The sequence below is a fragment of the Treponema brennaborense DSM 12168 genome (assembly GCF_000212415.1).
Taxonomy (GTDB): Bacteria; Spirochaetota; Spirochaetia; order Treponematales; family Treponemataceae; genus Treponema_F; species Treponema_F brennaborense.
This window is the reverse complement of sequence record NC_015500.1, coordinates 1,686,345-1,710,916: the sequence shown is the minus strand read 5'-3', so window position 1 is coordinate 1,710,916 and position 24,572 is coordinate 1,686,345. Positions and strand designations below refer to the sequence as shown.

Below are 24,572 nucleotides of genomic sequence, written 5' to 3'. Positions count from 1 at the left end.
GGAATGATCGGAGCCTGATAAACATTCGTTTTTTTATTGAACATGACATACTTCTGTCATGTTTCCTGCGGTATGCTGGGAGTATCACAATGCAAAAGAGGTTGCTGTTATGGATTATGAAGTTGTACGGTTGCAGGATTCCCTTGCCGCGGGACTGGCGGGGCGCACGAATAACGCCGCTTCCGACATGGGAGCGGTAATCGGCGGTTTATGGGAGCGTTTTTACGGAGCGGGCGTGTATGCTGCCATTCCGCACAAAGTGAACGATTTCGCGCTGGGTATTTATACCGATTACGCCGGAACCGAACGCGACGATTATACGGTACTGACTGCGTGTGCGGTTTCCGACGTTACGGATATGCCTGCCGGTGTTACCGTGAAAAAGATTCCCTCCGGACCGTATGCAAAATTTATCGTAAAAGGTCCCATGCACACTGCCGTCGCCGAATTTTGGCAGAAATTATGGCGGATGGATTTGCCCCGTTCGTTCGTATGCGATTTTGAAGAATACCGGAACGACGACATGGAACACGCCGAAATTCATATGTATATCGGTCTGAAACGATAAGAACTCGCCGCCGCGTATCCGCTTCCTCGTGCGTTCCGGTGTACGTTCGGCGGCGTTTTCCGCCTACTTGTAGAAGTATTGAATTTCATTTATCATAACGTATTATGTTAGATAAAATGCGAAATATCGGAATTATGGCGCATATCGACGCGGGTAAAACCACGACGACGGAGCGCATTCTCTATTATACCGGAAAAATTCACCGCATCGGCGAAATAGACGACGGAGCCGCGACGATGGACTGGATGACTCAGGAGCAGGAACGCGGAATCACCATCCAGTCCGCCGCAACGACGACGTATTGGCGCGACTGCCAGATAAACATTATCGACACGCCGGGCCACGTCGATTTTACCGCTGAAGTGGAACGTTCGCTGCGTGTTCTCGACGGGGCCGTCGCCGTTATCTGTGCGGTCGGCGGCGTGCAGCCGCAGACGGAAACCGTTTGGAATCAGGCCGACGAATACAAAGTGCCGCGCATTTGTTTCGTGAATAAAATGGATCGCACCGGGGCCGATTTTTTTGCCGCAATGAACGACGTACACGAAAAATTCGGCGCGGCGACGCTGGCGCTGCAAATACCGATCGGCGCCGGAAACGATTTTGAAGGCGTAATCGATCTGCTGCGGATGAAAGAAATCCGGTGGGATTCCGAATCAGAAGGCGAGCGGATGACCGTGTCCGATATAGACGATTCCCGACTGGAGATTGCCCGGCAGTGGCGTGAAAAACTGATCGACGAAGTGGCTTCTCATAATGATGAAATTGCCGAATTGTTTTTGATGGGAGAAGACATTCCCGTTGAAACGCTGGTCGGGGAAATTCGCAAAGGTACGATCGAGCGTTCGTTCGTGCCGTTTTTGTGCGGGGCGTCGCGCCGCAATACCGGCGTGCAGCCGCTGATCGACGCGATAGTCGATTACTTGCCGGCTCCCGACGAAGTGCCGCCGGCTCACGCGTTTCACGTTAAAAAAGAAGAAAATATCGAAATTCCGTGCAAACCGGACGGTATGCCGCTCGGTCTGGTATTCAAGATCCAGTACGACCGAGAAGCGGGCAGCTTGTGTTACGTGCGCATGTATTCGGGCAGAATAAAAGCCGGCGAACAGATTTTCAACGTGGGCAAAAAAAAGCGGGAGCGCGTGAACCGCATTCTGCGGATGCACTCGAATAAAAGCGAACCGATGGACAGTGTGTCCGCAGGCGATATCGCCGTTTTTATCGGACTGAAGCTTGCCCAAACCGGCGACACGCTCGGCAGCGAAGGTATGCCCGTCTTGCTGGAAAACATGCATTTTCCCGAACCGGTCATTTCCGTCGCCATTGAACCGGCGACGCTTTCCGATCGGGACAAGCTCAAAGACACGCTTGAAATCCTTTCAAAAGAAGATCCGACGTTTACGTCGCGCGAGGATGCGGAAACCGGTCAGCTGATCATCTCCGGTATGGGAGAACTGCATCTGGACGTACTGGTAACCCGAATGCTGGAAGATTTTAAAGTTGAAGCGCGCGTCGGCTCTCCGCAGGTTACGTACCGTGAATCGGTTACCGCTTCCGCGGATCACACGGAAACGTATTCGCGCATTTTGGGCGGAAAGGAAAACACGGCCGGCGTCACGCTGCACGTGGAGCCGCGTGCAACCGGCAGCGGCAATTCGTACGCCTGCACGGTCAAAAAGAACGCCGTACCGGAAGATATTTTGGACGCCGTTCAGCGCGGCATCACCAATTCGTTCGGTTCGGGTATCAAATACGGCTATCCTTGTACGGATATTGCGGTAACGGTAACGGCGCTTTCGTACAACGAACTGACGTCGACGCCGTTCGCGTTCGAGGCGTGCGCGGTTGCCGCGTTCGACGCGGCGTGTGAAAAGGCTTCCCCGGAATTGCTGGAACCGGTTATGAACGTGGACATCGTGTGCCCCAAAGAATTCGTGGGCGACGCGATGAGTCAAATGACCCAGCGCGGCGGCATCATTTGCAGCATGGAATCAAAGACGGGCGGAGACATCGTGCACGCGCAGGCGCCGATGGCGAAGATGTTCGGTTTTTCCACCAATTTACGTTCGGCAACTCAGGGACGCGCGTCGTTCGGAATGGAATTCAGTCATTTTCAAGTCAAACCGGGCGGATTGGGTAATTCGTACTGAAAAGATGCAAACGGAAAACGGCCCGCACATCGTTTCGATCTGCGGGCTTTTTCATATTCCGTGCCGAAACAAAAAAAAAGACTGTTCAATTTCTTGAACAGTCTCTGCGGCGAACCTGACTTGAACAGGCACAGCTCGCGCCACCAGCACCTCAAGCTGGCGTGTCTACCAATTCCACCACCGCCGCATGTGTTGCCCATCATATCAAAAACCGATATACGTGTCAAGCAGCTGCAGGCCGTTTTTTCCGTTTGGGTCAGATTTCCTGCCGGGCGGCAAATTGGAGCAGCATGTTCCGTTTTCGGTTCCATAAATGCAGAATGATGAATTTTTCTCCTTTCGGATTATGTTCTTGTATATAAGTAACGATTTTTTTGTGTTCCGAATGCGTTATCGCCATATCCCGTTTGTTCATCGGGCTGAAAAACATTTTGTGGACTGCGTTCAGGTGCAGTTTATCGTATAACTCGACGAGCAGGGGATTCCCCGACTGGATAACCAATTCCCGGTGAAAAAGGTAGTGATTTTCGCCGAACGCAGCGAGGTCGAACGGCTCCTGCTGCATATACGTTTCCATATTGTCGAGATACTGCCGTATCGGCGAAATATCGCTGTCGCGCTCGATAAGCAGGGAAAACGCGAGCGCTTCAAGGTAGGCTCTGATTTCGATTGCATTTCTGATTTCGTCGGCCGTATACGTGCGGACGTACGTGCCCGATTTCGGCTGTATGGAAACCAGTCCGTCCTGTTCAAGATGTTTGAACGCTTCTCGTACCGGCATGCGGGAACAGTTGAACTCTTCCGCAAGCCGCGTTTCCGACAGTTTTTCACCGGGTGCGTACGTACCGGAACGGATACGCTGCTGTATGTCGGTGTAGATCGCTTCGTGCGGTGATGGTTCTTGTTTAGTCATACGGTAAATTTACAGTATTTTTGGAGTTTTTGTCAATGTTGTATACTTGTTATTCGTATTTTTTATTTTTTAGGTAAAGTGGTATCTCTGTTTTAGTTTGTCCTGTGAAATAACTTTATTAAAATAATATAAAATAATCAAATAAGAAATATAAAAATAATTGTTGACAAGTTTGAATTTGTAAACTAGTATACAAGTATAGTCGTTTTATCGGTTTTTCGATAAAACAAGGAGGATATTATGAAAAAAATTTGTGCCGGAATTGCAGTACTGTTATGCTGCCTGGCGCTGTTTGCAGCGGGCGGTAAGGACAAGGCTGCAGGCGGTTCAAAATCGGGAATTACGGAAATTACGTTCTGGGATTTCCCGAATTTCAACGATGCAACGGGTATTGCCGGTAATTTTGACCGGGAATTGATCAAGGCTTTTGAAGCGAAGAACCCTGACATCAAAGTAAATCTTGAAATGATCAATTTTAACGACGGTCCTGCGAAAATCGAAACGGCGCTTGCCTCGAATACCGCTCCCGACGTCGTCTACGATGCACCCGGCCGTATCATCGCGTGGGGAAATTTGGGCGTACTCGCACCGCTCGATGATATCGTGAATCCGGTAAAAGCAACGATCGAATCGGGACTTATCAACGGTTCCACCGGTGCGGACGGAAAAATATATATGTATCCGGTGAATACCGCTCCGTTCGTTATGGCGTTCAACAAAACGATGCTGCAGGAACTCGGACTGCTCGATCTGCTGCCGTATACCAGAGGCGACCGCTCCTGGACCGTTGCCGAATATGAAAAACTGCTGACCGCGCTCCGCGACAAGCTGCCCGCAGGCAGCACGCCGGGTGTTTTCTTTGCAAAATCGCAGGCCGGCGATCAGGGTACCCGCGCGTTTATGGTCAACCTGTACGGTGCCGATCTGCTTAACGACAATTTTACCCAATACGTGTTCAACGACGACCGTGCGGTCAAAAATATGGAATGGGTCGTTCGCGCCTGTAAATCGAAGCTGCTGATGAACGGTTCCGCTCTGGCGTCTTCCGATGCGATCGACATGTTCGTTGCCGGTAAAGCCGCTCACACCATTTTGTATTCAGTCGGTCTGCACAAGACGAACGCGACCAAACTGAATTACAACGGAAAACCGTTCGACGTTATTTACATGCCGTATCCGTGCGACGCGAAAGCAAAACTCGAATACCTTATCGGCGGACCGTGCGTGTTCGACAACGGTGATCCGGCCCGCATAGAAGCGGCGAAACGGTTCGTTACTTTCATGGCGCAGGATGCCGAATGGTCGCCGAAAGTGATCGATGCAACCGGTACGTTTGCGTGCAGTTCACGCATTCATGTCGCAACGAACGGCGATTCGGAACTTGAATGGAATGCCGGTGCCAGTAAATTCTTCGGTCCGTATTACAACACGATCAACGGTTTTACTGAAATGAGAACGTATTGGTTCCCGATGCTGCAGGATACGATCAACGGCGGCAACGTTAAAAACGCGCTCAACACGTTCGCTTCCCGTGCGAACGCAACGCTGAAATAGCAGAAACGATACGTATTTTGTGAACCGGAACGGGCTATTTCCGTTCCGGTTCTTTATAGGACTGCTTGTTTTCCGCCTTTTCGCGGAGCCGCCGTCCCGGTAGGAGGATACAATGAAAACCTTGGATATGCAGAAAACGGTAAAACCGTATGTTGCCAATTCGCGTCGGAATCTGATCCGCGAAACGAAAACTGCATATATTTTTTTGCTTCCGGCGCTGCTTTTTTTCGTAACGTTCGTGCTGGTCCCCATGATTCGCGGCGTGTACGTCAGCCTGTATGATTATTCTCTGCGTAAATTCGAATTCGTCGGTTTGGGAAATTACATCAGACTGTTCGGAGACGAAATATTTCTCAAATCGCTTCTGAATACGTTCCTGCTGGTCGTAGGAGCGGTTCCGCTCATCATTTTATTGTCGCTGTTCATTTCCACGGCGATTTATCAGAAACCGGCGTCCGTACGTTCGTTTTTCCGCGGCGTATTTTATTTGCCGGCCGTATCTTCCATAGTCAGTATTACCGTCGTGTGGGGATGGATTTATCATCCGCTGTACGGAATTTTAAATTATCTGCTGGAAGCCGCGGGGCTGATTGCAGAGCCGATTTCATGGCTCGGCGACGCCCGGTATTCGCTGGGAGCGATTATCGCGGTTCTTCTGACTACGTCTATCGGACAGCCGATCGTTTTATACGTTGCCGCTCTGGGAAACATTCCGGAAAGCTACATTGAAGCGGCGGAAATAGACGGAGCCAGTTCGTGGCAGGTTTTTACGAAAATCAAATGGCCGTCGCTGCTGCCGACCACGTTGTACATCATCATCATTTCAACGATAAATTCATTCCAGTGTTTTTCACTGATTCAGCTGCTGACCGCCGGCGGGCCGAATTACGCGACGTCGACGATTATGTATTTGGTGTACGAGCGTTCGTTCATTTTGCGGCAGTTCGGGTATTCGTCCGCAATGGGCGTGGTGCTCGGCGTGTGTATCGTGCTGATTTCCGTGATACAGTATAAGTTTTTCGGTCAGGATGTTGAATACTAGGCGCCGATGCCGGCGTTTCCGCCGGGTTCGTGCCTGATTTTTTAAAGGAGTTGCTATGAGTGTTTCTGCCGTACGGAGAAGCGGACAAAATAAACTGACTACGGCACTGGTGTATATCGTGCTCGGCTTTTTGACCGTATTTTTCATTTTTCCGTTTTACTGGATTGTAACCGGATCGCTGAAACTGCAGTACGTTGCCGTTCAGGTTCCGCCGGAATTCTTTCCGCTGCAGCCGACGTTTGAAAACTGGACGCTGCTGTTCAAACAGCCCGCCGCCCGCTGGCTGGCGAACAGTTTCGTGATATCGATATGTACGATGCTGCTGGTGTGCGTTTCTTCATCGCTTGCCGGATACGTGCTGGCGAAAAAGCACTTTATCGGCTGCAAGCAGATCTTCTGGATGTTTATCGCGGCTATGTGTCTGCCCAAGCAGGTCATTCTGATCCCGTTGGTGCAGCTCGTCGCGTCCTGGGGATTTTCGGATACGCTGATCGCGTGTATTCTGCCCGCCGTCGGCTGGCCGTTCGGTATCTTCCTGATGAAGCAGTTTACTCAGACGCTGCCGACCGAACTGCTTGAAGCTGCCCGAATGGACGGATACGGCGAGTTTAAAACGTTTACGCGGATCGTCGCTCCGCTGGTAAAACCGGGAATCGCGGCGCTCGCCATTTTCACGTTCATTCAGTCGTGGAACGATTATTTTTCACAGTTGATTTTCTTGAACAGCCGCAACAACATGACGCTGCCGCTCGGGCTTGCCACGTTGCAGCTGAACGAATTTTCTTCAAATTACGGTCTGCTGATGGCGGGTGCGACGCTCGCTTCGGTGCCGATGATCGCGATTTTTCTGCTGTTTCAAAAATCCTTTACCCAGGGAATAACGATGGGTGCCGTAAAGGGGTAAACAAAATGCGTTTTATAGAAAAATACAAGGGAATCATTCCCGCGTTTTATGCCTGTTATGAAGATGACGGCAGTATCAGTCCTGAACGGACGAGGGCGCTCACGCAGCATTTGCTGAATAAAGGCGTAAAAGGTTTGTACGTGTGCGGTTCCTCCGGGGAATGCATTTATCAGAGTGTGGCGGAACGCAAAACCGTTCTTGAAAACGTCATGGCCGTCGCGAAAGGCAAGCTGACGGTCATCGCGCACGTTGCGTGCAATAATACCGCGGACAGTATGGAATTGGCCGCGCACGCCGAACAGCTCGGCGTCGACGCGATCGCCGCGATTCCGCCCATCTATTTCCATTTGCCCGAATACGCGATCGCCCGGTACTGGAACGATATTTCTTCCGCTGCGCCGCGGACCGATTTTATCATTTACAATATTCCGCAGTTGGCCGGCGTGTCGCTGACGCTGCCGCTGCTGCGCGAAATGATGAAAAATCCCCGGGTAGTCGGAGTCAAAAACTCATCCATGCCGGTGCAGGATATCCAATTGTTTAAAGACACCGCCGGCGCCGGATACGTCGTGTTCAACGGTCCCGACGAACAGCTGGTGAGCGGTCTCGCCATCGGTGCGGACGGCGGTATCGGCGGAACGTACGGCGTCATGCCGGAACTGTATCTGACTATCGACCGCCTGGTCAGAGAGGGGCGCATCGCGCTCGCGCGCGAAATTCAGAACGAGGCCGACCGCATTATTTACGCGATGTGTGCGTGCCGCGGTAACTTGTACGCCGTTATGAAAAAGATTCTGAGTATGCGCGAATCCGTCGAATGCGGCGGTGTCCGCAAACCGCTCGCGCCGCTGGAAGCGCAGGATACGGCGCAAGTCGAAAAATGCCGCGCGATGATAGACGCTGCGGTTGCAAAATATGCCGTCATCTGAGCGCGGCAGGGGAGTTACGGTATGGATGCTGCAGCTTTAGAACAAGCCCGGCAATGGGCAAAAAGCGAGCTCGACTCTTGCGTCGCCTTTTGGCTGACGCACGGGATGGACCGCGAACACGGCGGCGTGTACACTTGTCTCGACCGCACGGGAGCCGTGTATTCGACTGATAAAAGCGTGTGGATGCAGGGACGGTGCGCGTGGCTGTTTTCCTATCTGTGCAGTACGTACGGTGTGCGCCGGGAATGGCTGGACGCGGCCGAAAGCTGTCTTGATTTTATGGAATCGTATTGTGTCAACCGAGCCGCGGGCAACCGGATGTATTTCCAAGTTACCGCGGACGGTCGTCCGCTGCGTCAGCGGCGGTATTGCTTCAGCGAAGGGTTTTACGCGATAGCGAACGCCGAATATTACGGCGTTACCGGCAAGGCCGAATACCTTGAACGTGCACGCCGCGCGTATCACTTGATCCGGCAGCTGAACAACGGCCTGATAACGGATCCCGCCGGATTCGGTCCGAAAGTCATTCCCGAAACGCGGAGCGGCCGGTCGCTGGCGGATCCGATGATTTTTCTCAATATTACCGGCGTGTTGCGCCGCGTCGATCCGGACAATGCGGCCGAATACGATTCGTACTCGGCTGAATGCGCCCGCCTGATCGTGCAGTATCATATGAAACCCGACTTGCGCTGTACGCTCGAAACGGTCGGTACCGGCGGCGAAGTCTGGAAAGACGTTACCGCCGGCCGGGTGGTGAACCCCGGTCACGACATCGAATGCAGCTGGTTTCTTATGGAATACGCGAATATGCTTGGCGGTACCGACGGCGCTGCACTGCACCGGAACGCCGAAGATATCTTCAATTGGGCGCTCGACGCCGGATGGGACGCTGAATACGGCGGTTTGCTGTATTTTACCGACTGTCTGGGAAAACCGCCCGAAGCGTACGAACACGATATGAAATTGTGGTGGCCGCACAACGAGCTGCTGATTGCCAGTCTCATGGCGTACCGCGATACGCGGAACGAACGGTATCTGGACTGGTTTTACAAAGCGATGGAATACTGCAAAACGTATTTCTGCGATCCCGAATACGGCGAATGGTACGGCTATCTGCGCCGCGACGGGAAACCGACGATGCCGTCTACGAAAGGCAGTACGTTCAAAGGTCCGTTCCACGTTCCCCGGTCGCTTATCATGGCGGACGGTCTTATCGGTCAGATACTGAAAACGCTGTAACGTTTCTCCGGTGCCGGGCTGCCACTTGCTCCCGGACGTTCGGCGCCGGTTCTTTTCCGAAACGGGGAACAGTTAACGGGGTACAGGCTTTCATTTTAGTATGCCGGTGTGGTATACTGACGGGATATGAAACGCAATTTTCTGTTTTTGTACTTGAATACCGGCGGCGGACACATTTCTCCCGCGAAAGTGCTGAAAGACGCCGTTATCGCACGGTATCCCGACGCACGGGTAACGCTGCTGCACGGTTTTGCTCCCGGCCAATATATTTCAAAAGGTATTTGGGAAAAAGGGTATGAAACCGCCTGCGATCTGCTTCCCGGTGCCTATTCGGTAACGTACGACGCGTTCAAACTGCATTCCCTCCAGTCGTTCGGTTTCAAAACGTTTTTTCCCGGTGCAATCCGACATATCGAAGAAAAAATCCGTGAACTCGACATAACCGACATCGTTTCCTTTCACTTCATATTGACCCCGTGCGCGCTCAAAGCGGTAAAACGGAGCGGGCGGGTGATTCCGGTAACCGCCGTCGTGACGGACCCGTTTTCTCCCCATCCGATTTGGTTTTATCCCGAAAACGCCGTCCGCTACATCGTGTCGTCGCCGGAAGTGCGCGCGGCGGCGCTGGACAGGCTCCGGATAGCGGCGCACCGCATTGCGGAATTTCCTTTTTTTGTCGATCCGTCGTTTTACGCGCGTGCGGACAGCGCCCGGTTAAAAGAACGGTACGGCTTCCGGCCCGACGCACCGGTCGTCCTGATATCCGGCGGCGGGGGCGGACTGCCGCTTTCGCTCGCTTTGGTTCGCGAATGGCAGCGCCGCGGCGGACGGGCGGCGTTGGCGGTCGTGTGCGGGCGCAACGGACGGCTTAAACGGGCGCTCGAATCGTTGGCGGCCGCGCATCCTGAAGCGAAACTGCGCGTGTACGGATTCGTACCGTTTATGTCCGATCTGGTGCGGCTGTGCGACTGCGCGGTGACTAAAGCCGGGGCTTCCAGCCTGTTCGAGCTGCTTGCCGCTAAAAAGCCGCTCATCATCTGTTCGTATATTCACGGGCAGGAGTTGGGAAACGTCCGTTACGCGGTCCGTAACCGTGTCGGCTGGTTTATTCGGACACCCGCCGCGATTTGCGATAAAATCGCGCAGGTTACGGAAGACGCCGCGTATTACGGAGACGTCCGGCGGCGGCTTGACTCGCTGTCGCCGGATCGGTACGCGGAACGCATGAGCGCCGCCGCCGCGTACGTTGCCGAAGAATCCGGCTCGGATCCGTTCCGGTAAAATTTTACCGTAAAACGGCTAGAAACTTTATGCGTAATGCGGTATACTACCGGCAAACCCGGTCGTGGGGTTCATAATTCAGTTTGTACGAGGAGGCGAGGCGTGCCGGTGTCCGGTACGCTGCGTGCAGCCGAAAAGCGTTGCTTTTTGCGCTGCAATCCGCGTTCGTGTTGCAGCGCGGGTTTCGCCCGGCGATTTTAATAGGAGAAAACCTATGGTTTATTCGGCAGAAGTGGAACATATGTGTCCGCTGGCTAAGGCCGCTTATCACGGACCTGCTCCCATTCCGGAAGAAGGAAAATGGGTACAGGCAAAGGAAATCAAAGATATTTCCGGTTTTACGCACGGTGTGGGTTGGTGCGCACCTCAGCAGGGAGCGTGTAAACTGTCCTTGAACATTAAAGACGGTATCATTCAGGAAGCGCTGGTTGAAACGATCGGTTGCTCCGGTATGACGCATTCGGCGGCTATGGCTTCCGAAATCCTGATCGGCAAAACGATTCTTGAAGCATTGAATACGGATTTGGTGTGCGACGCTATCAACACCGCCATGCGCGAGCTGTTTTTGCAGATCGTATACGGCCGCAGTCAGTCCGCGTTTTCCGAAGGCGGATTGGTCGTGGGCGCTTCGTTGGAAGACCTCGGCAAGGGACTGCGTTCCCAGGTCGGAACGATGTTCGCGACGCTGAAAAAAGGCCCGCGATATCTTGAAATGGCCGAAGGATACGTTGAAAAGGTCGCCGTCGATAAAGAAGGCGCGATCATCGGGTATAAATTCATTCATTTCGGGAAAATGATGGATTTCATTAAGAAAGGCGACGATCCGGCTACCGCTATGGAAAAAGCCCGCGGTGCGTACGGACGCACGACGGAAGAACAGGGTGCCGTCAAACTGATCGACCCGAGAAAAGAATAAGGCGGGAGGACAAAATGGCAGAAAAAATTACATTTGAAAGCTACGAACGCCGTATTGATAAAATCAACAAAGCGTTAAAAGAAAACGGAATCGCTTCCATTGAAGAAGCGAAAGAAATCTGCGATAAAGCGGGTATCAATCCGTATAAGACCGTTGAAGAAACGCAGCCTATCTGTTTTGAAAACGCAAAATGGGCGTACGTTGTCGGCGCGGCGATCGCCATTAAAAAAGGCTGCAAAAACGCTGCCGACGCGGCGGAAGCCATCGGTATCGGACTGCAGTCGTTCTGTATCCCCGGTTCTGTTGCCGAAGACCGCAAAGTAGGACTCGGTCACGGAAACCTCGCGGCGCGCCTGCTCCGCGAAGAAACCAAATGTTTCGCGTTCCTTGCCGGACACGAATCGTTCGCCGCTGCCGAAGGTGCGATCAAAATCGCCGCGAAAGCGGACAAAGTGCGTAAGGAGCCGCTGCGCTGCATTCTGAACGGTTTGGGAAAAGACGCCGCTCAGATTATCAGCCGCATCAACGGTTTCACCTACGTGCAGACTCAGTTCGACTACTATACCGGAGAACTCAAGATCGTTAAGGAAATTCCGTATTCGACCGGCGTTCGCGCGAAAGTAAAATGCTACGGTGCCGACGACGTCCGCGAAGGCGTCGCGATCATGTGGCACGAAGGCGTAGACGTTTCCATCACCGGAAACTCCACAAACCCCACGCGTTTCCAGCACCCGGTTGCCGGTACATACAAAAAAGAATGCAACGAAAAGGGCAAGAAGTATTTCTCCGTCGCTTCCGGCGGCGGTACGGGCCGTACGCTGCATCCGGACAACATGGCGGCGGGTCCCGCTTCCTACGGTATGACCGACACGATGGGACGTATGCACTCCGACGCGCAGTTCGCGGGCAGTTCGTCCGTTCCGGCTCACGTTGAAATGATGGGATTCCTCGGTATCGGAAACAACCCGATGGTCGGCGCCACCGTCGCCGTCGCGGTAGACGTTGCGACGGCACTCGCAAAATAAGTGTTGGTGCAGCCGCGCTTTCAAAATGGCTCCGGAAGGGGCCGCTTGAAAGCGCGGTGCGGTTCTTTACGGAATCCGAGTTAAAACCGAAGCCCGGCTCCGAAACGATACCGTTTCGGAGCCGGGTTTTGTGTTTGACTGTTACTCAACGGAACGACGGTCACCGTTTTACGCAGTTTCGGAGCCGGGCCTTATGTGCGGCCGTTTCTCCTCGTCGCAATCTCCTAGTATAAAAACAATTGAATTTCGGAAACATCAATGTCGTGTTCATTGTGCAGACCTCGGAGCATATCGGTATAATATCGTTCAAGATTTTCGTTTCGCGTTTTTTTTGCACACGTGATCGCGTTGTTCAGTGCCTCGGGATAAATTTGCGTGGATTGCGACAACGGATTTTCAAAGAAATCGTTATAATATTTCAGCGACTCTGAATAATTTTCCATTTTATAATACATAGTTGCATACCAATACGGAATCCACGGTTCTGCGGGAAATAGCGCCTGCGCACTGCTCAGGTATCGCTTGTTTTCTTTGAATAACGCGGATGCGTTTTGAGGAGAATCGGCTTCAGTTACCGAATAAAAATATTTCATCAGCGTCAGGTATTTTTTGATTTCCGCTTTCGTAAGACCGAGCGGAAGCGGTTCCCGCGGAAGATTCTGCAGCGCGGCAGCAAGCGTCGTTTCCGGATTAAAGAAATCGTATGCAAACGTTTCTCCGTAGAAGAGTTTCAAAAAGTATATATTCCGTACATATGATTCCAACGTAAAAACCGTTTCAGGATCCGCATAGTCGAATTCGTTTTGCGTACGATAAAAGAATTCGTCGTCGTTTTTCAGCTGACGCAGTACTTCGTCCAATATGTCCGGATCGTTTAAAGCATATGAATACAGAATTCCGGATTCTCCGAATTTATCAACGAGATAGCCGTCAAACGCGTCGGGCACGAAAAGGGGAATCTGCGTATCAAGACGTGCTATATCCGGATACGATACGTCTTTTGTTGCAAAGTTTTCGGCATTCCATACAGTCGAATCGATGAGACGGCTCCAATACGTGCTTGAATCAATGGCGTGATCCAGCGGAATAAAATAAACGGATTTAAAATCGTCGTGATATCTTTCTTTAAGATATGCGCCCAGCGGCTTCCATGAAAAACTCGGCTCACTCGGATTGAACTGCATTTCGTCTTGCTGCACGGTCATCCCGTGAAGACCGCCGCCCACAATGAGAAACTTCGTATCTTCCGGCGCCCCGTCGATAAATTTTACGGCCGTATCCGCCATGTACCGGTCGCGATAGTTTAGCACGTACGCTTCAGTTTCTTCATCCTGTAAAAACTCACGGCGTCCCGATTCAAGTCCGACAAACGTTATCCGTTCCGTTTCGCTCACCCGGCTGTTTATGGCGTTTACGATTTCTCCCAAATCTTTTGCCCCGTATTGGACGCCGACGGTTTCCCACGGATAAAACAGCGCGATCCATTTTTTTGCTAAATCCGCTTCTCGGTATACGGGACCGTCGGGTATGCCGCCTTCGCACAGTACGTATCTGACACCCGCCTCGTATAAGCGCGTAACGTTTTCTTCATTAAGAAAGAGTTTATCGTTTAAAAAAGCGTGACTGACTGCTCCGATGAACAGAATGCGGGAATCGTTCAGCAATTCGACGATACTGTCTATGCCTGAAGGAGATTTTGCAAGAACGGAATCGACGTTTTCCGTTATGTTTTTTACATTGTAGCTTTGACAGGAAAACAACAGTAAAAAAAACAGAAACGGCAGTTTTCGTATAACGGTTTTCATGACGGAATTTTCCTTGTCCGAATGGTGCTTTCTGACGTCAGTATACGGTCGTTTAGCGAAAAAAGCAAACATTTTTTTCTATCATTTTTTGCATAAGTGTGATATACTGTAAAGGATTTTAAAGTATGTGCTGTTTTCGCACTTATGGAGTATGTATGCTTAAAACCAAACGGCGCTTGAGCCAACTCGCGGTAAACTGTGTGATTTGTGTTCTTTTCATACTGTTGTGTGTGTTTTTCGTGCCGGATATATCGGTTCCGTTTGCGATGATTTGCGCCGCAACGGTTTTTGCCGTGCTGCTTGCGGCCGGAAACAGTCTGTTCCGTTCCATGGCCGCACGTTTTGAACATAAGTCGCTGTTTACGAAAGAAACGGCGCTGCTGACGACGTTTATCGAACGGCTGCGTTTCTGCTATTCTTTCGATGATTTTTTTGAATGCATTGGAGCGGTTCTTGAAGTGGAAGGCGACTGTTCCGTTTTATACGTAGACCGCGACAAGAATTACGTCATTTACAACAGTCCCGACCGGCTTACCTGTCTGCCGGAAACGATGCGCAAACTCGATCTGAACTTTGCGGAATTGCGTACGGACGGCATCTATTTTATCGACGATAAATTCGGGCTGACTTCCGATTATTCCGTTTCGCGCGGTTTCTTTTTGATCAACGGTATGCATCATTTTTACGTATTCTGCAAATACACGCATCTGTTCGATAAAGCCGTGTACGACATGCTGTACGAAGAATTCGTCCGTTTCCAAGCCCGCTCTGAAACGATTTCGTCATTGAGCGAAATCGCCGAATTGTCGAAGGAATGGGCGCTGCTTGCCGACACGCAGAAATCGTTTCTGCCGCAGACTATGCCCGATATTCCGCACCTCGACATAGCGGCGTATTTCCGGCCGCTGGTCAACGTATCCGGCGACTATTACACCGTGCTTCCGATCGACGAGCATAAAACGCTGCTGATGCTGGGCGACGTGTCCGGCAAAGGACTCGCCGCGGCGCTCGTTATGGGATTGGTGATGAATACGGTCAAAATCGTTGAAAATCAGGAAGATCTGGCCGGTATGGTGCGGGCTGTCGACCGCGCGATTAAGGGAATGCATCTGCAGGATAAATATACGGTTCTGTTTTTGGGTATCGTCGATACCGATAAAATGACCATTCGATACGTCAATGCGTCCATGTCCGATCCCATCGTGGTTACCCGTGCGCCCGACGGCTACAAAATCAAACCGTTGTCTTCCAATTGTTCGCTGATCGGTATTATCGATCTTGACGACGTGGAAGTTGCCGAACAGCGGCTGTTCCGCGGAGATCTGATTCTGATGGCTTCCGACGGTGTATCCGAAGTCATGGACGACGACGGCGTGGAACTCGGCAACACGCAGCTGTACATCGACACCATAAAAAACAGCGCGTACAAATCCGCGGCTCATTTTACCAATGATATTGCGGATTTGGTACTGTCTTATAACGGAGATAAAAAACTCCGCGACGACGTTACGATGCTTGTTGCGAAAATTGAGGGGTAAGAAGATATGATTTATTTTTGTTTGAACATCCTGCTCACCGGTTTCCTGCTCTGGTTTTCGTTTCACGTGGATAAAATGTTTGAAAAGCGCAACGACGAATTCATAAACAGCATTCTGCTGCTGGTCGTCAGTGTGTTTTTTCAGTCGATCCTGCTGCTGATGCCGTATTACGACAATCCGAAAATATGGCTGTTCCTGTCCAAAGTGGAATTGGCGCTCATCGCGCTGTTTCTGGTGCAGAGTTGTTTTTACTGCATACGGTTTCCGTCGTTCAAAAAATCCGGATTCCTGCAGTTCGTCAAAATCGTTTTCATGGTGTTCGCCGTTTATCTGGTGTTCGCGCACGTCGAGTCGGTTACGGTTTCGCTGACGGAAGGGCTTACCGTCGTTTCGGCAAAAATAACGGCCGGCCTGCCGTTTACCTGGATGCAGCTGTATAAATACCTGTATCTGTACGCGCTGCCGGGAATCGCGGTGTTGTCGATGCTGCTGTGTTCCGAAAACAGGAAATCGCCGCTTAACCGGCAGAAAATGATGTTCAACATCGCGGCGGTGGCGGTTCTGGAAGTCGTCGGCGCGGTGCTTGAGTTTGCGGCGACTTTCATTCCCGTGTTTATCGTTCTGTATCCGTTCTGCTTTACGGCGTATATGCTGGTGCTGTACAGATCCATACGGGTCAACGTACTGTTCGATTTCAAATATATGGTACAAAAGTCGATGCAAGTGCTGTTTTCGTTTATCCTGCCGGCGCTGCTGTGCGGAGCGGGCGTCGCGCTGCTGCTCCGTTTCCGTTCCGGGCGCCCCGCGGCGTACGCGATACTCGTGCTGCTCGTTTCGGCCCTGATGCTGTTTTTTGCGGTTTACGTAAAAAAATATTTTAAGCAGAAAAATTCGTCTCTCAACGTTATGTATGAAAAACAGTTTGAAAAGGATTTGGCTTCGCTGAATTATAACGAGGGACTCGACGAAGTAACCGGCAGACTGAACGCACTGTTTGCCGAAAAAATAGGAACGTCCGCACTCGATATTCTGATGCTTTCAGGGTCTGCGGAATTTGAAACGGCGTACAGTTCTTCCGGCAAATCATTGTCCGTTCCCGCTTCCGGCGCTGCGTTCGATATCCTGCTGAATATGAACCGGACGGTCGTTTTCAAAAATCAGCTTGAAATTCAGCATTCACTTGCCGGTGTCAAAGCGGAGATGACTGACCTGTTCAATAAAACGCACTCGGAAGTATGTATTCTGCTCGTCGAAGGCCGGCATATTTTTGGGATGATATTGCTGGCTGAAAAACGTTTGGGCAATATTTACACGGAATACGATTTTTCCGTGTTTTCCAAACTGTATCCGTATTTTTTCGTCGTCGGTTATTATATGCGCAGCGTAGCGAACGAATCGGTCGTCGGTACGGTAAACCGCGAAATCCAGATGTCGGAACAGATCATCCGATCCATTCAGGAAAATATGGATTTTATCAAAAATCCGAAAGTCGACGCGGGATATCTGATGGTTCCCGCTCACAATATCGGCGGCGAGTTTATCGATTTTATCAGGCTGACGGACGAGCGGCATATTTTCGTTCTCGGTGCGCTCAGCGGTAAGGGAATCACCGCCAGTATGTCCATGGTCATTTTGAAGTCGATTATCAGGACGTTCCTTGCGGAAACGAAAGATTTCAAAGAACTCGTTCAGAAAGTAAACTCGTTTATCCGTTTCAATCTGCCGAAAGGTACTTTTTTTGCGGGAGTTTTCGGCTTGATTGATTTCAGGGACAATACGATGTATTATATAAACTGCGGCGTACCCGCGCTGTTTTTGTATACGCAGGCGTATAACAACGTTATCGAGATTCAGGGCGAAGGCCGGGTTTTGGGATTCGTCAAAAATATCGACAGACTGCTCAAGATTAAAAAGGTAAAACTGAACGCGGGCGATATAATCGTCGCCTGTACGGCCGGTTTGATCGAGTCGCATTCGTTGCGCGGAGAAACGTTCGGCAAGGATCGTATCCAAAAAGCCATCACTGAAAACCTGATGTATACGTCGGATAAAATGGCCCAGTTTACGTATCAGAATTTGCAGTCTTTTACGTCGAAAGAGCTTGAAGACGATATCAGTATTCTGGTCATAAAATATTTGAACAGATAAGGATTGCCCCCGGTCGGTGCGGAGGGGGTCCGGCGTTCTCCGCCGGCTTTTAAAGGAGTGTAAGATAAAAACCGCCCACAATATCGTCGGTTTTTATCTTTTATAAGTTTGCGTTGCAAACTTTCTTATCAAGTGCAGCTTCTCACTTTGTTGCGAAGCTGCGTAAAAAGTCAAATCGGAAATTGACGTTTCCTCATTGACTTTTTATGGGAGTTTTTATGGAACAATTGAAAATACAGGAAAAACGGGGCGCCAATTATGCGCTTCTGGAAGTTTCCGGCGTTATCGATTCATACAGCTTTACGGAATTCCAGCAGAAAGCGTACGCGCTGATCAAGGAAACGAATCTGGTTCTCGATTTGTCCGAAGTGGTTTCGATCGATTCTTCCGGGCTGAGCGTCATTTTGGGTGCGTTCAACGATGCCGAACAGTTCAATCATACGCTGTATATCATGCGCCCGTCGAACGGTGCGCAAAAAGCGATTGATTCAACGGGGTTTACCGACGATTTTCATATAATTCACACGGTTACCGAGGTTCTGTAGCCGTATGAAAATATCTGCCGCCGTTTTATTTCTGATTTGTATACCGATGTTCGTGTCCTGTTCAAAATTCCGGTCTGCCGGAGAATCCCGTGTACCGGCGCCGGCGGATCAGCCCGATCCGGTGGTTTCCGCCGATTCGGGTACGCAATCGCTGTCTCCCGAATTGCAGAAATTGCAGCGCGTACTTGCGGCGCTTCCCGAACGGACGCAGCAGGGAATCCGCAACGGTGATCCCGGCGAATTTCTGGCCGATCTGCACGCCGTTCTGGCAGCGGATACGTACGATCTTCTGCGTCTGGTGGATAAAAAACATTTTCTGGCTGCCGATTACGCACCCGCCGATATCGTTCCGCTTGTAAAAAATCCTCATTACGCGATAAGCCGCGGTGATCTGGCGTTGCGCAAACCGGCGGAAGCCGCGCTCGTACTTATGGCGGACGCGGCGAAAGCGGACGGAATCACGCTGCTCGCCAGTTCCACGTACCGTTCGTACGCATATCAGGAAATCGTGTACGCGCGGAACGTCCGTGAAATGGGAAAAGAGGCCGCCGATCGCGAATCCGCCGCGCCCGGCACGAGTCAGCATCAGTTGGGCGCCGTCGTGGATTTCGGTTCCATTTCGGATGAGTTTGCCGAAACCGCCGCCGGGCGCTGGCTTGATGCGAACGCCGCGCGTTTCGGCTGGTCGCTGTCTTTTCCGCAGGGATACGAAGACGTGACCGGTTACCGCTGGGAGTGCTGGCATTTTCGGTACGTCGGCGTTCCGGCCGTTGAATTTCAGCGGAAATGGTTTTCAAATATTCAGCAGTTTATGCTGGAATTCATAGACGCCTGGCGCGCCGATTCCGATTCTATCGGCTGATTTTTACACGCACCTCCACGGATTGACTGACGCGCTTCCGCGTAGCTCGATGCGTTTTCGTAGCTTGCCTCCGCGGATTGCTTATTTGTTTTCTTTCAGATCAGATTCGCTTAACCCGTACTCTTCATGCGGATGGTGCAGCGTGTGTCCTGCAGGTTCCACGTGTACCATTATATCGTACACGTCGGGAATCGCCCGGCGAACGGCCATTTCCACCCGTTCGGCAATTTCATGCGCGGCGTGTACCGACAGTTTCGCATCGACTTCTATATCGATGTCTATATCCCAGCGGGACGCGATTTTTCGGATGCGGGCGCGGTGCGGATTCGATACGCCGGGAACCGATCTGATAGCCGTAAAAAGCGTTTCATACAGCGCTTTGTCCTGATTGCCGTCCATCAGTTCCATGTTCATCTGCATGAACAGTTTCGCCGCGTTTTTTAACACCCACAGACCGACGAGCAGCGCGACCAGCGGATCGATCGCCGGTACGCTGCATATTTTTGCGGCTCCCAAGCCTATCAGGACTGACGCCGATATGACGATATCGTTCCGCATGTTCTGTGCGTTTGCCAGCACCATCGCGCTGCCGGCTTTTTTGCCGAGAGAAAATTGGCTCCATGACAAAAACAGTTTTCCGACGACCGAAACTGCCGTAACGAGCAGTGCGAGCGAGCCGACCGGTTCAATCGAGGCGTTTCCGAACACACATCCGTACAGCTGCCGAGCGGCCGAGAGCACCAATTGTACGCCTGCATAAAAAATGATAAACGCGACGACCATCGTCGCCGTCGTTTCGGCCCTGCCGTGTCCCCACGGATGGTCCGTATCGGACGGGCGGGTTATAATTCTGCCGATAACCAGTGTCATGCAGGCGATCGCGACGTCCGTTGCGGAGTCTATTCCGTCTCCCAGAACGGCAAGACTGCCGGACACGGTTCCGATGACTACTTTCAATATTGCCAAAACCAGATTTCCGCCTAACGCTATCCAGCCGGCGATGTTTATCAGTTTCGTCCTGTCCGCATCGGTATGCGTGTTCATTCCCTATTTCCTTTGGGTGCGAAGTCGTTTATTTTACGACTATGTTGACCAATTTGTTCGGCACGACGATGACTTTTACCGGTACTTTGCCTTCCGTAAAACGTTTCGCACCGTCCGTTTCCATCGCCGTTTTTTCAAGAACAGCTTTGTCCGTATCGATCGCAGCCGAGAACTCGTCGCGCTTTTTACCGTTGACCTGAACGACGATCGTACACGTGTCGTCGGTGCAGAACGCTTCGTTATAAACGGGCCACGGTTCGTATGCAATCGTGGTATCGTGCCCCAGTTTTTCCCACAGCTCTTCGCCGATGTGCGGCGCGTATACGGAGAGCAGTTTTACGAAATCACTCCATATTGCGCGCGGCAATGATTCAATCTTTGCCGCTTCGTTAATAAAGATCATCATTTGGCTGATCGCCGTGTTAAAATTGAGGGCGGCGGTGTCTTCCGTAACTTTTTTTACGGTTTTATGGAATGTCTTGCGCAGTGCGGTGAACTCTTTGTCTAATTCACCGTCTACGGGAATATCGACGATCGATTTTTCGGAAACGGCCCAGATTTTTTCGAGAAACCGGTTTATGCCGATCAGTCCTTGCGTGTTCCACGGCTTGGAGACTTCAAGCGGCCCCATGAACATTTCATACATACGCACCGAATCGGCGCCGTATTCTTTTATGACGTCGTCGGGATTGACGACGTTTTTCAGTGATTTCGACATTTTCGCAATCACGCGTTCCAATTTTTCACCGGTCGCCGTTTCTACGAATACGCCGCTTTCCGTTTCCGTTACTGCGTCTGTTGCGACCAGCGTTTTGTTTTTGCGCTGGAATGCAAAGGATGTAATCATGCCCTGATTGACGAGCCGCTGGAACGGTTCTTTTGTCTGTACCAGTCCCAAATCGTATAACACTTTATGCCAGAAGCGAGCGTAAAGCAGGTGCAGAACGGCGTGTTCGGCGCCTCCTACGTACAGATCGACCGGCATCCAGTATTTTACGGCATCCTGCGAAGCGAATTCTTTCGTATTATGCGGATCGAGGTATCGCAGGTAATACCAGCACGAACCGGCCCACTGCGGCATGGTGTTCGTTTCCCGTTTCGCTTTTCCGCCGCATTTCGGGCAGGTGCAGTTTACCCATTCGTCGATGCCGGCGAGCGGACTTTCGCCCGTTCCGGTCGGCTGATACGTTTTGACGTCGGGCAGCAGCAGCGGCAAATCTTTTTCGTCAAGCGGAACGCAGCCGCATTTTTGGCAGTGTACGAGCGGCATCGGCTCTCCCCAATAGCGCTGGCGGCTGAACACCCAGTCGCGCAGTTTGTAGTTGACGGCTTTTTTTCCGATACCGTCGCGCGTAAGCCATTCGATCATGGCGGGAATCGTCCGCGCAGTCGGCATACCGGTGAACGTGCCGCTGTTTATCGTATATCCGTCGGCGGCCGTACATTCAGCCGCCGTGTTGAACACGTCCGGATGCGCTTTTACCAACGCTTCGTATGCCGCCGCGTCGGCCGCCGCTCGGGTCAGTCTGCACGCTCCTTCGGCTTCGTTTCCGTCCGCCAAAGAGGCGATTTCTTCTTTTGAAGCGACGACTTTGCGTATGGGTAAATCGAATTTTCGGGCGAAAGCCCAGTCCCGTTCGTCGTGGGCGGGAACGGCCATAATGGCGCCGGTTCCGTACGAAATCAATATGTAATCGGAAATCCATATCGGAATTTTGTCGCCGTTCACCGGATTGACCGCGTAGGAACCGGTAAACACGCCGGTTTTGTCTTTGGCAAGATCCGTCCGTTCAAGGTCGCTTTTTTTGGCCGCCGCGTCGACGTACGCGTCCACCGCCGCTTTCTGTGCGGCAGTCGTCAGCCTTGAGACGAGAGTGTGTTCCGGCGCGATGACCATATACGTTGCGCCGTGGAGCGTGTCGGCGCGGGTGGTGTAAACGAGCAGTTCGTCTTCCGTCGCGCTGCCGTCGGGAGCCGCGATTTTAAACGATACTTCGGCTCCTTCGCTTTTCCCGATCCAGTTTTTCTGCATAAGTTTGACGGATTCGGGCCAGTCCAAGCTGTCGAGGTCTTCAAGCAGGCGATCCGCGTAGGCGGTAATTCTCAGTATCCACTGCCGGATCGTCTTGCGGCTCACCGCCGCACCGCAGCGGTCGCAGCGGCCTTCTTTAACTTCTTCGTTCGCGAGTCCGGTCAGACAACTGGGACACCAGTTTATCGGCGTTTCCGCTTCGTACGCGAGTCCTTTCTTATATAATTGCAGGAAAATCCACTGCGTCCAATGATAGTAATCGGGCGTGCAGGTCGAAACGCAGCGATCCCAATCGTATGAAAAACCGAGCGCTTTTATCTGCTGGGTGAAGTGTTCTATATTTGCGTTCGTCGTTGCCGCCGGATGCGTTCCCGTTTTAATCGCGTAGTTTTCGGCGGGCAGTCCGAACGCGTCGTATCCCATCGGGTGCAGCACGTTGTACCCGTTCATGCGCAAATAACGGCAATAGATATCCGTCGCCGTGTATCCTTCCGGATGTCCGACATGAAGCCCTTGTGCCGACGGATAGGGAAACATGTCGAGCACGTACGTGCGCTTCGACGGTTCGAATTTCATGTCTTCGGTTACTTTGAACGTTTTGTTTTTTTCCCAATATGCCTGCCATTTCGGTTCGATGGTCTCAAAAGGATATTTTGCCATATTTGTGCCTCGGTTTTCTTATATTATAATAAATAAAGCCGGCTTGCGGCTTTTATGCAGTATACCACGGAACGGTTCCTTTTACAAGACGGCGCCGGCAGCCGTTTTGATGCGGCTTGATTCTTTTCCCGTTTTCAGCTATTATGTAAAAACCCCTTGGAACGGATATTCCGTTTCCGATATGACCATAAGGAGATAACATGAGAAAGTATGAACTTATGACTATCTTTCCTACAGAGGAAGATAAGTACAAGACAGGGCTCGACGCGGTGCGTGCAACGTTGGGTGAATTCGGCGTTGAGATCGAAAAGGAAGAGCCCTACGGCGACCGTGATTTGTGCTATGAAGTTAAAAAGCAGAATCGCGGACGTTTTCTTCTGCTGATCATCAAGGCGAATCCTGCCAAGATCGTAGAAGTAGACCGTCAGTTCAAATTGAACACGAACTTGCTCAAGTTCATGTTCGTTAAAATCGACGAATAGTTTTCAATATAGGAGGCAGTTATGGCTGATTTGAATCATGTAACGTTAATTGGAAGACTTACCCGTGATGCTGAGTTAAAATACACATCCGGCGGTTTCGCTATTTCAAATTTTTCCATAGCTGTTAACCGCAGACGAAAAAACGGCGATCAGTGGGTTGACGAAGCGAGTTTCTTCGATATAAACCTTTACGGGAAATCCGCTGAAAACCTGAAACCGTACCTTTTAAAAGGTAAGCAGGTCGCCATCGACGGCGAATTGCGTCAGGACAGATGGGAACAGGACGGACAGCCGCGCAGTAAAGTCGTTATTGCCGCGAACAATGTCCAGCTTTTAGGCGGTAATCCGAGCGGAAACGGCGGCGGTCAGTCAGCCGGGGGGTATAGCTCGAATCAATCCAGACCTTCTTCCTATCAGTCCCGGAACAATTACGAATCGCCGGCTCCTCAGGGCGGATACGAAAGCGAACCGTACGACGCACCGTCGTACGGCGGCGGCACGGATTCTTTCCCTGAAGACATTCCGTTTTAATCATAAAACGGTTAAACATTTTTTACAGGAGACTTTATTATGTCAGACGAAGCAATGAAAGATATCGATACGACACCTGATGTGCAGATGCAGGACGTTATGCGCGACGCGGATGAACGCGCACCCCGCTCGAAGGGAAAAACTTTTTTCCGCAAGAAGGTGTGCCGTTTCTGTGCACAGAAAGCAAAAATCGATTACAAAGACGCCGACGCGCTGCGCCGTTACACGACGGAACGCGGAAAGATTCTGCCGCGCCGCATTACCGGTACCTGCGCGAAACATCAGCGCCGGCTCGCGCTTGAAATCAAACGCGCGCGCGCCATTTGTCTGCTGCCGTTCGTGGCGGACTGAGTATTTTTATCGACAGGAAATCAGCGGCGAGCCGACTCCCGGTGACGCCGTCC

General features: G+C 51.5%; 21 protein-coding genes and 1 tRNA gene. 17 read left to right on the top strand and 5 right to left on the bottom strand.

From position 1 onward, the window contains the following. Positions 1-109 precede the first annotated feature (109 nt). Positions 110-568, top strand: a complete 459-nt coding sequence (locus TREBR_RS07445; protein WP_013758579.1) for a GyrI-like domain-containing protein — start codon at positions 110-112, stop codon at positions 566-568. A 104-nt stretch (positions 569-672) separates the two neighbouring features. Continuing rightward, the gene (gene fusA / locus TREBR_RS07440; protein WP_013758578.1) at positions 673-2,718 is read left to right on the top strand and encodes an elongation factor G; all 2,046 of its coding nucleotides are present in this window, start codon (positions 673-675) and stop codon (positions 2,716-2,718) included. Positions 2,719-2,823: 105 nt separating this feature from the next. Here the strand turns inward: fusA and TREBR_RS07435 are convergent. Then, positions 2,824-2,905, bottom strand: a tRNA-Leu gene (locus TREBR_RS07435). A 69-nt stretch (positions 2,906-2,974) separates the two neighbouring features. Next, positions 2,975-3,631, bottom strand: a complete 657-nt coding sequence (locus tag TREBR_RS07430) for a GntR family transcriptional regulator (RefSeq protein ID WP_013758577.1) — start codon at positions 3,629-3,631, stop codon at positions 2,975-2,977. A 240-nt stretch (positions 3,632-3,871) separates the two neighbouring features. On the opposite strand from TREBR_RS07430, the gene TREBR_RS07425 reads away from it, so the two are divergent. The 8 genes from TREBR_RS07425 to TREBR_RS07390 all read left to right on the top strand — a co-directional run bounded on the left by TREBR_RS07425 (position 3,872) and on the right by TREBR_RS07390 (position 12,521). Further along, entirely contained in the window at positions 3,872-5,185 is a 1,314-nt protein-coding gene (locus TREBR_RS07425; protein ID WP_013758576.1) for an ABC transporter substrate-binding protein, read from the top strand. Positions 5,186-5,297: 112 nt separating this feature from the next. After that, positions 5,298-6,227, top strand: coding sequence for a carbohydrate ABC transporter permease (locus tag TREBR_RS07420; RefSeq protein WP_013758575.1), 930 nt, complete (start codon positions 5,298-5,300; stop codon positions 6,225-6,227). A gap of 55 nt (positions 6,228-6,282) precedes the next feature. Then, positions 6,283-7,131 carry a carbohydrate ABC transporter permease gene (locus TREBR_RS07415; RefSeq protein ID WP_013758574.1) on the top strand — a complete coding sequence of 283 codons (849 nt, stop codon included), beginning with the start codon at positions 6,283-6,285 and terminating at the stop codon, positions 7,129-7,131. Between the two features lie 5 nt (positions 7,132-7,136). Further along, positions 7,137-8,060, top strand: coding sequence for a dihydrodipicolinate synthase family protein (locus TREBR_RS07410; RefSeq protein ID WP_013758573.1), 924 nt, complete (start codon positions 7,137-7,139; stop codon positions 8,058-8,060). A 21-nt stretch (positions 8,061-8,081) separates the two neighbouring features. Further along, the gene (locus TREBR_RS07405) at positions 8,082-9,299 is read left to right on the top strand and encodes an AGE family epimerase/isomerase (protein WP_013758572.1); all 1,218 of its coding nucleotides are present in this window, start codon (positions 8,082-8,084) and stop codon (positions 9,297-9,299) included. A gap of 126 nt (positions 9,300-9,425) precedes the next feature. Continuing rightward, positions 9,426-10,580 (top strand): glycosyltransferase, encoded by a 1,155-nt coding sequence (locus tag TREBR_RS07400; RefSeq protein ID WP_013758571.1) that lies wholly within the window; start codon positions 9,426-9,428, stop codon positions 10,578-10,580. 214 nt (positions 10,581-10,794) lie between these two features. After that, positions 10,795-11,496, top strand: a complete 702-nt coding sequence (locus tag TREBR_RS07395; RefSeq protein WP_013758570.1) for an iron-sulfur cluster assembly scaffold protein — start codon at positions 10,795-10,797, stop codon at positions 11,494-11,496. Between the two features lie 14 nt (positions 11,497-11,510). After that, positions 11,511-12,521 carry a GGGtGRT protein gene (locus TREBR_RS07390; RefSeq protein WP_013758569.1) on the top strand — a complete coding sequence of 337 codons (1,011 nt, stop codon included), beginning with the start codon at positions 11,511-11,513 and terminating at the stop codon, positions 12,519-12,521. Between the two features lie 224 nt (positions 12,522-12,745). On the opposite strand, the gene TREBR_RS07385 is transcribed toward TREBR_RS07390, so the two are convergent. Beyond that, positions 12,746-14,326, bottom strand: a complete 1,581-nt coding sequence (locus TREBR_RS07385; protein ID WP_013758568.1) for a TraB/GumN family protein — start codon at positions 14,324-14,326, stop codon at positions 12,746-12,748. A 155-nt stretch (positions 14,327-14,481) separates the two neighbouring features. On the opposite strand from TREBR_RS07385, the gene TREBR_RS07380 reads away from it, so the two are divergent. The 4 genes from TREBR_RS07380 (at position 14,482) to TREBR_RS07365 (ending at position 19,419) form a co-directional block, all read left to right on the top strand. Beyond that, positions 14,482-15,864, top strand: coding sequence for a PP2C family protein-serine/threonine phosphatase (locus TREBR_RS07380; protein ID WP_013758567.1), 1,383 nt, complete (start codon positions 14,482-14,484; stop codon positions 15,862-15,864). Positions 15,865-15,870: 6 nt separating this feature from the next. Next, a complete protein-coding gene (locus TREBR_RS07375; protein ID WP_013758566.1) occupies positions 15,871-18,012 on the top strand; it encodes a PP2C family protein-serine/threonine phosphatase in 2,142 nt (713 codons plus the stop codon). 218 nt (positions 18,013-18,230) lie between these two features. Next, the gene (locus tag TREBR_RS07370) at positions 18,231-18,557 is read left to right on the top strand and encodes an STAS domain-containing protein (protein ID WP_013758565.1); all 327 of its coding nucleotides are present in this window, start codon (positions 18,231-18,233) and stop codon (positions 18,555-18,557) included. A 4-nt stretch (positions 18,558-18,561) separates the two neighbouring features. Beyond that, a complete protein-coding gene (locus tag TREBR_RS07365) occupies positions 18,562-19,419 on the top strand; it encodes a M15 family metallopeptidase (RefSeq protein ID WP_013758564.1) in 858 nt (285 codons plus the stop codon). An 81-nt stretch (positions 19,420-19,500) separates the two neighbouring features. Here TREBR_RS07365 and TREBR_RS07360 read toward each other — a convergent pair whose 3' ends face one another. Both TREBR_RS07360 and leuS read right to left on the bottom strand, forming a co-directional pair. Continuing rightward, the gene (locus TREBR_RS07360; protein WP_013758563.1) at positions 19,501-20,463 is read right to left on the bottom strand and encodes a cation diffusion facilitator family transporter; all 963 of its coding nucleotides are present in this window, start codon (positions 20,461-20,463) and stop codon (positions 19,501-19,503) included. 28 nt (positions 20,464-20,491) lie between these two features. Beyond that, positions 20,492-23,155 carry a leucine--tRNA ligase gene (leuS, locus tag TREBR_RS07355; RefSeq protein WP_013758562.1) on the bottom strand — a complete coding sequence of 888 codons (2,664 nt, stop codon included), beginning with the start codon at positions 23,153-23,155 and terminating at the stop codon, positions 20,492-20,494. A 200-nt stretch (positions 23,156-23,355) separates the two neighbouring features. Here leuS and rpsF point away from each other — a divergent pair, with 200 nt between their 5' ends. The 3 genes from rpsF to rpsR all read left to right on the top strand — a co-directional run bounded on the left by rpsF (position 23,356) and on the right by rpsR (position 24,519). After that, positions 23,356-23,637 (top strand): 30S ribosomal protein S6, encoded by a 282-nt coding sequence (gene rpsF, locus TREBR_RS07345; protein ID WP_013758561.1) that lies wholly within the window; start codon positions 23,356-23,358, stop codon positions 23,635-23,637. A 21-nt stretch (positions 23,638-23,658) separates the two neighbouring features. Continuing rightward, positions 23,659-24,168: a single-stranded DNA-binding protein gene (gene ssb / locus TREBR_RS07340; protein ID WP_013758560.1), complete on the top strand. Its 510-nt coding sequence runs from the start codon at positions 23,659-23,661 to the stop codon at positions 24,166-24,168. An 87-nt stretch (positions 24,169-24,255) separates the two neighbouring features. Beyond that, positions 24,256-24,519, top strand: coding sequence for a 30S ribosomal protein S18 (gene rpsR, locus TREBR_RS07335; RefSeq protein WP_425358334.1), 264 nt, complete (start codon positions 24,256-24,258; stop codon positions 24,517-24,519). The last annotated feature ends 53 nt before the right edge of the window (positions 24,520-24,572 follow it).

Coding starts and splice junctions, on each gene's coding strand:
- TREBR_RS07385 (WP_013758568.1), bottom strand. CDS start 14,326: ATGAAAACCGTTATACGAAAACTGCCGTTTCTGTTTTTTTTACTGTTG.
- TREBR_RS07430 (WP_013758577.1), bottom strand. CDS start 3,631: ATGACTAAACAAGAACCATCACCGCACGAAGCGATCTACACCGACATA.
- TREBR_RS07405 (WP_013758572.1), top strand. CDS start 8,082: ATGGATGCTGCAGCTTTAGAACAAGCCCGGCAATGGGCAAAAAGCGAG.
- fusA (WP_013758578.1), top strand. CDS start 673: ATGTTAGATAAAATGCGAAATATCGGAATTATGGCGCATATCGACGCG.
- rpsF (WP_013758561.1), top strand. CDS start 23,356: ATGAGAAAGTATGAACTTATGACTATCTTTCCTACAGAGGAAGATAAG.
- TREBR_RS07445 (WP_013758579.1), top strand. CDS start 110: ATGGATTATGAAGTTGTACGGTTGCAGGATTCCCTTGCCGCGGGACTG.
- TREBR_RS07375 (WP_013758566.1), top strand. CDS start 15,871: ATGATTTATTTTTGTTTGAACATCCTGCTCACCGGTTTCCTGCTCTGG.
- TREBR_RS07365 (WP_013758564.1), top strand. CDS start 18,562: ATGAAAATATCTGCCGCCGTTTTATTTCTGATTTGTATACCGATGTTC.
- TREBR_RS07415 (WP_013758574.1), top strand. CDS start 6,283: ATGAGTGTTTCTGCCGTACGGAGAAGCGGACAAAATAAACTGACTACG.
- TREBR_RS07395 (WP_013758570.1), top strand. CDS start 10,795: ATGGTTTATTCGGCAGAAGTGGAACATATGTGTCCGCTGGCTAAGGCC.
- TREBR_RS07360 (WP_013758563.1), bottom strand. CDS start 20,463: ATGAACACGCATACCGATGCGGACAGGACGAAACTGATAAACATCGCC.
- ssb (WP_013758560.1), top strand. CDS start 23,659: ATGGCTGATTTGAATCATGTAACGTTAATTGGAAGACTTACCCGTGAT.
- TREBR_RS07425 (WP_013758576.1), top strand. CDS start 3,872: ATGAAAAAAATTTGTGCCGGAATTGCAGTACTGTTATGCTGCCTGGCG.
- TREBR_RS07420 (WP_013758575.1), top strand. CDS start 5,298: ATGAAAACCTTGGATATGCAGAAAACGGTAAAACCGTATGTTGCCAAT.
- TREBR_RS07370 (WP_013758565.1), top strand. CDS start 18,231: ATGGAACAATTGAAAATACAGGAAAAACGGGGCGCCAATTATGCGCTT.
- leuS (WP_013758562.1), bottom strand. CDS start 23,155: ATGGCAAAATATCCTTTTGAGACCATCGAACCGAAATGGCAGGCATAT.
- TREBR_RS07410 (WP_013758573.1), top strand. CDS start 7,137: ATGCGTTTTATAGAAAAATACAAGGGAATCATTCCCGCGTTTTATGCC.
- rpsR (WP_425358334.1), top strand. CDS start 24,256: ATGCAGGACGTTATGCGCGACGCGGATGAACGCGCACCCCGCTCGAAG.
- TREBR_RS07400 (WP_013758571.1), top strand. CDS start 9,426: ATGAAACGCAATTTTCTGTTTTTGTACTTGAATACCGGCGGCGGACAC.
- TREBR_RS07390 (WP_013758569.1), top strand. CDS start 11,511: ATGGCAGAAAAAATTACATTTGAAAGCTACGAACGCCGTATTGATAAA.
- TREBR_RS07380 (WP_013758567.1), top strand. CDS start 14,482: ATGCTTAAAACCAAACGGCGCTTGAGCCAACTCGCGGTAAACTGTGTG.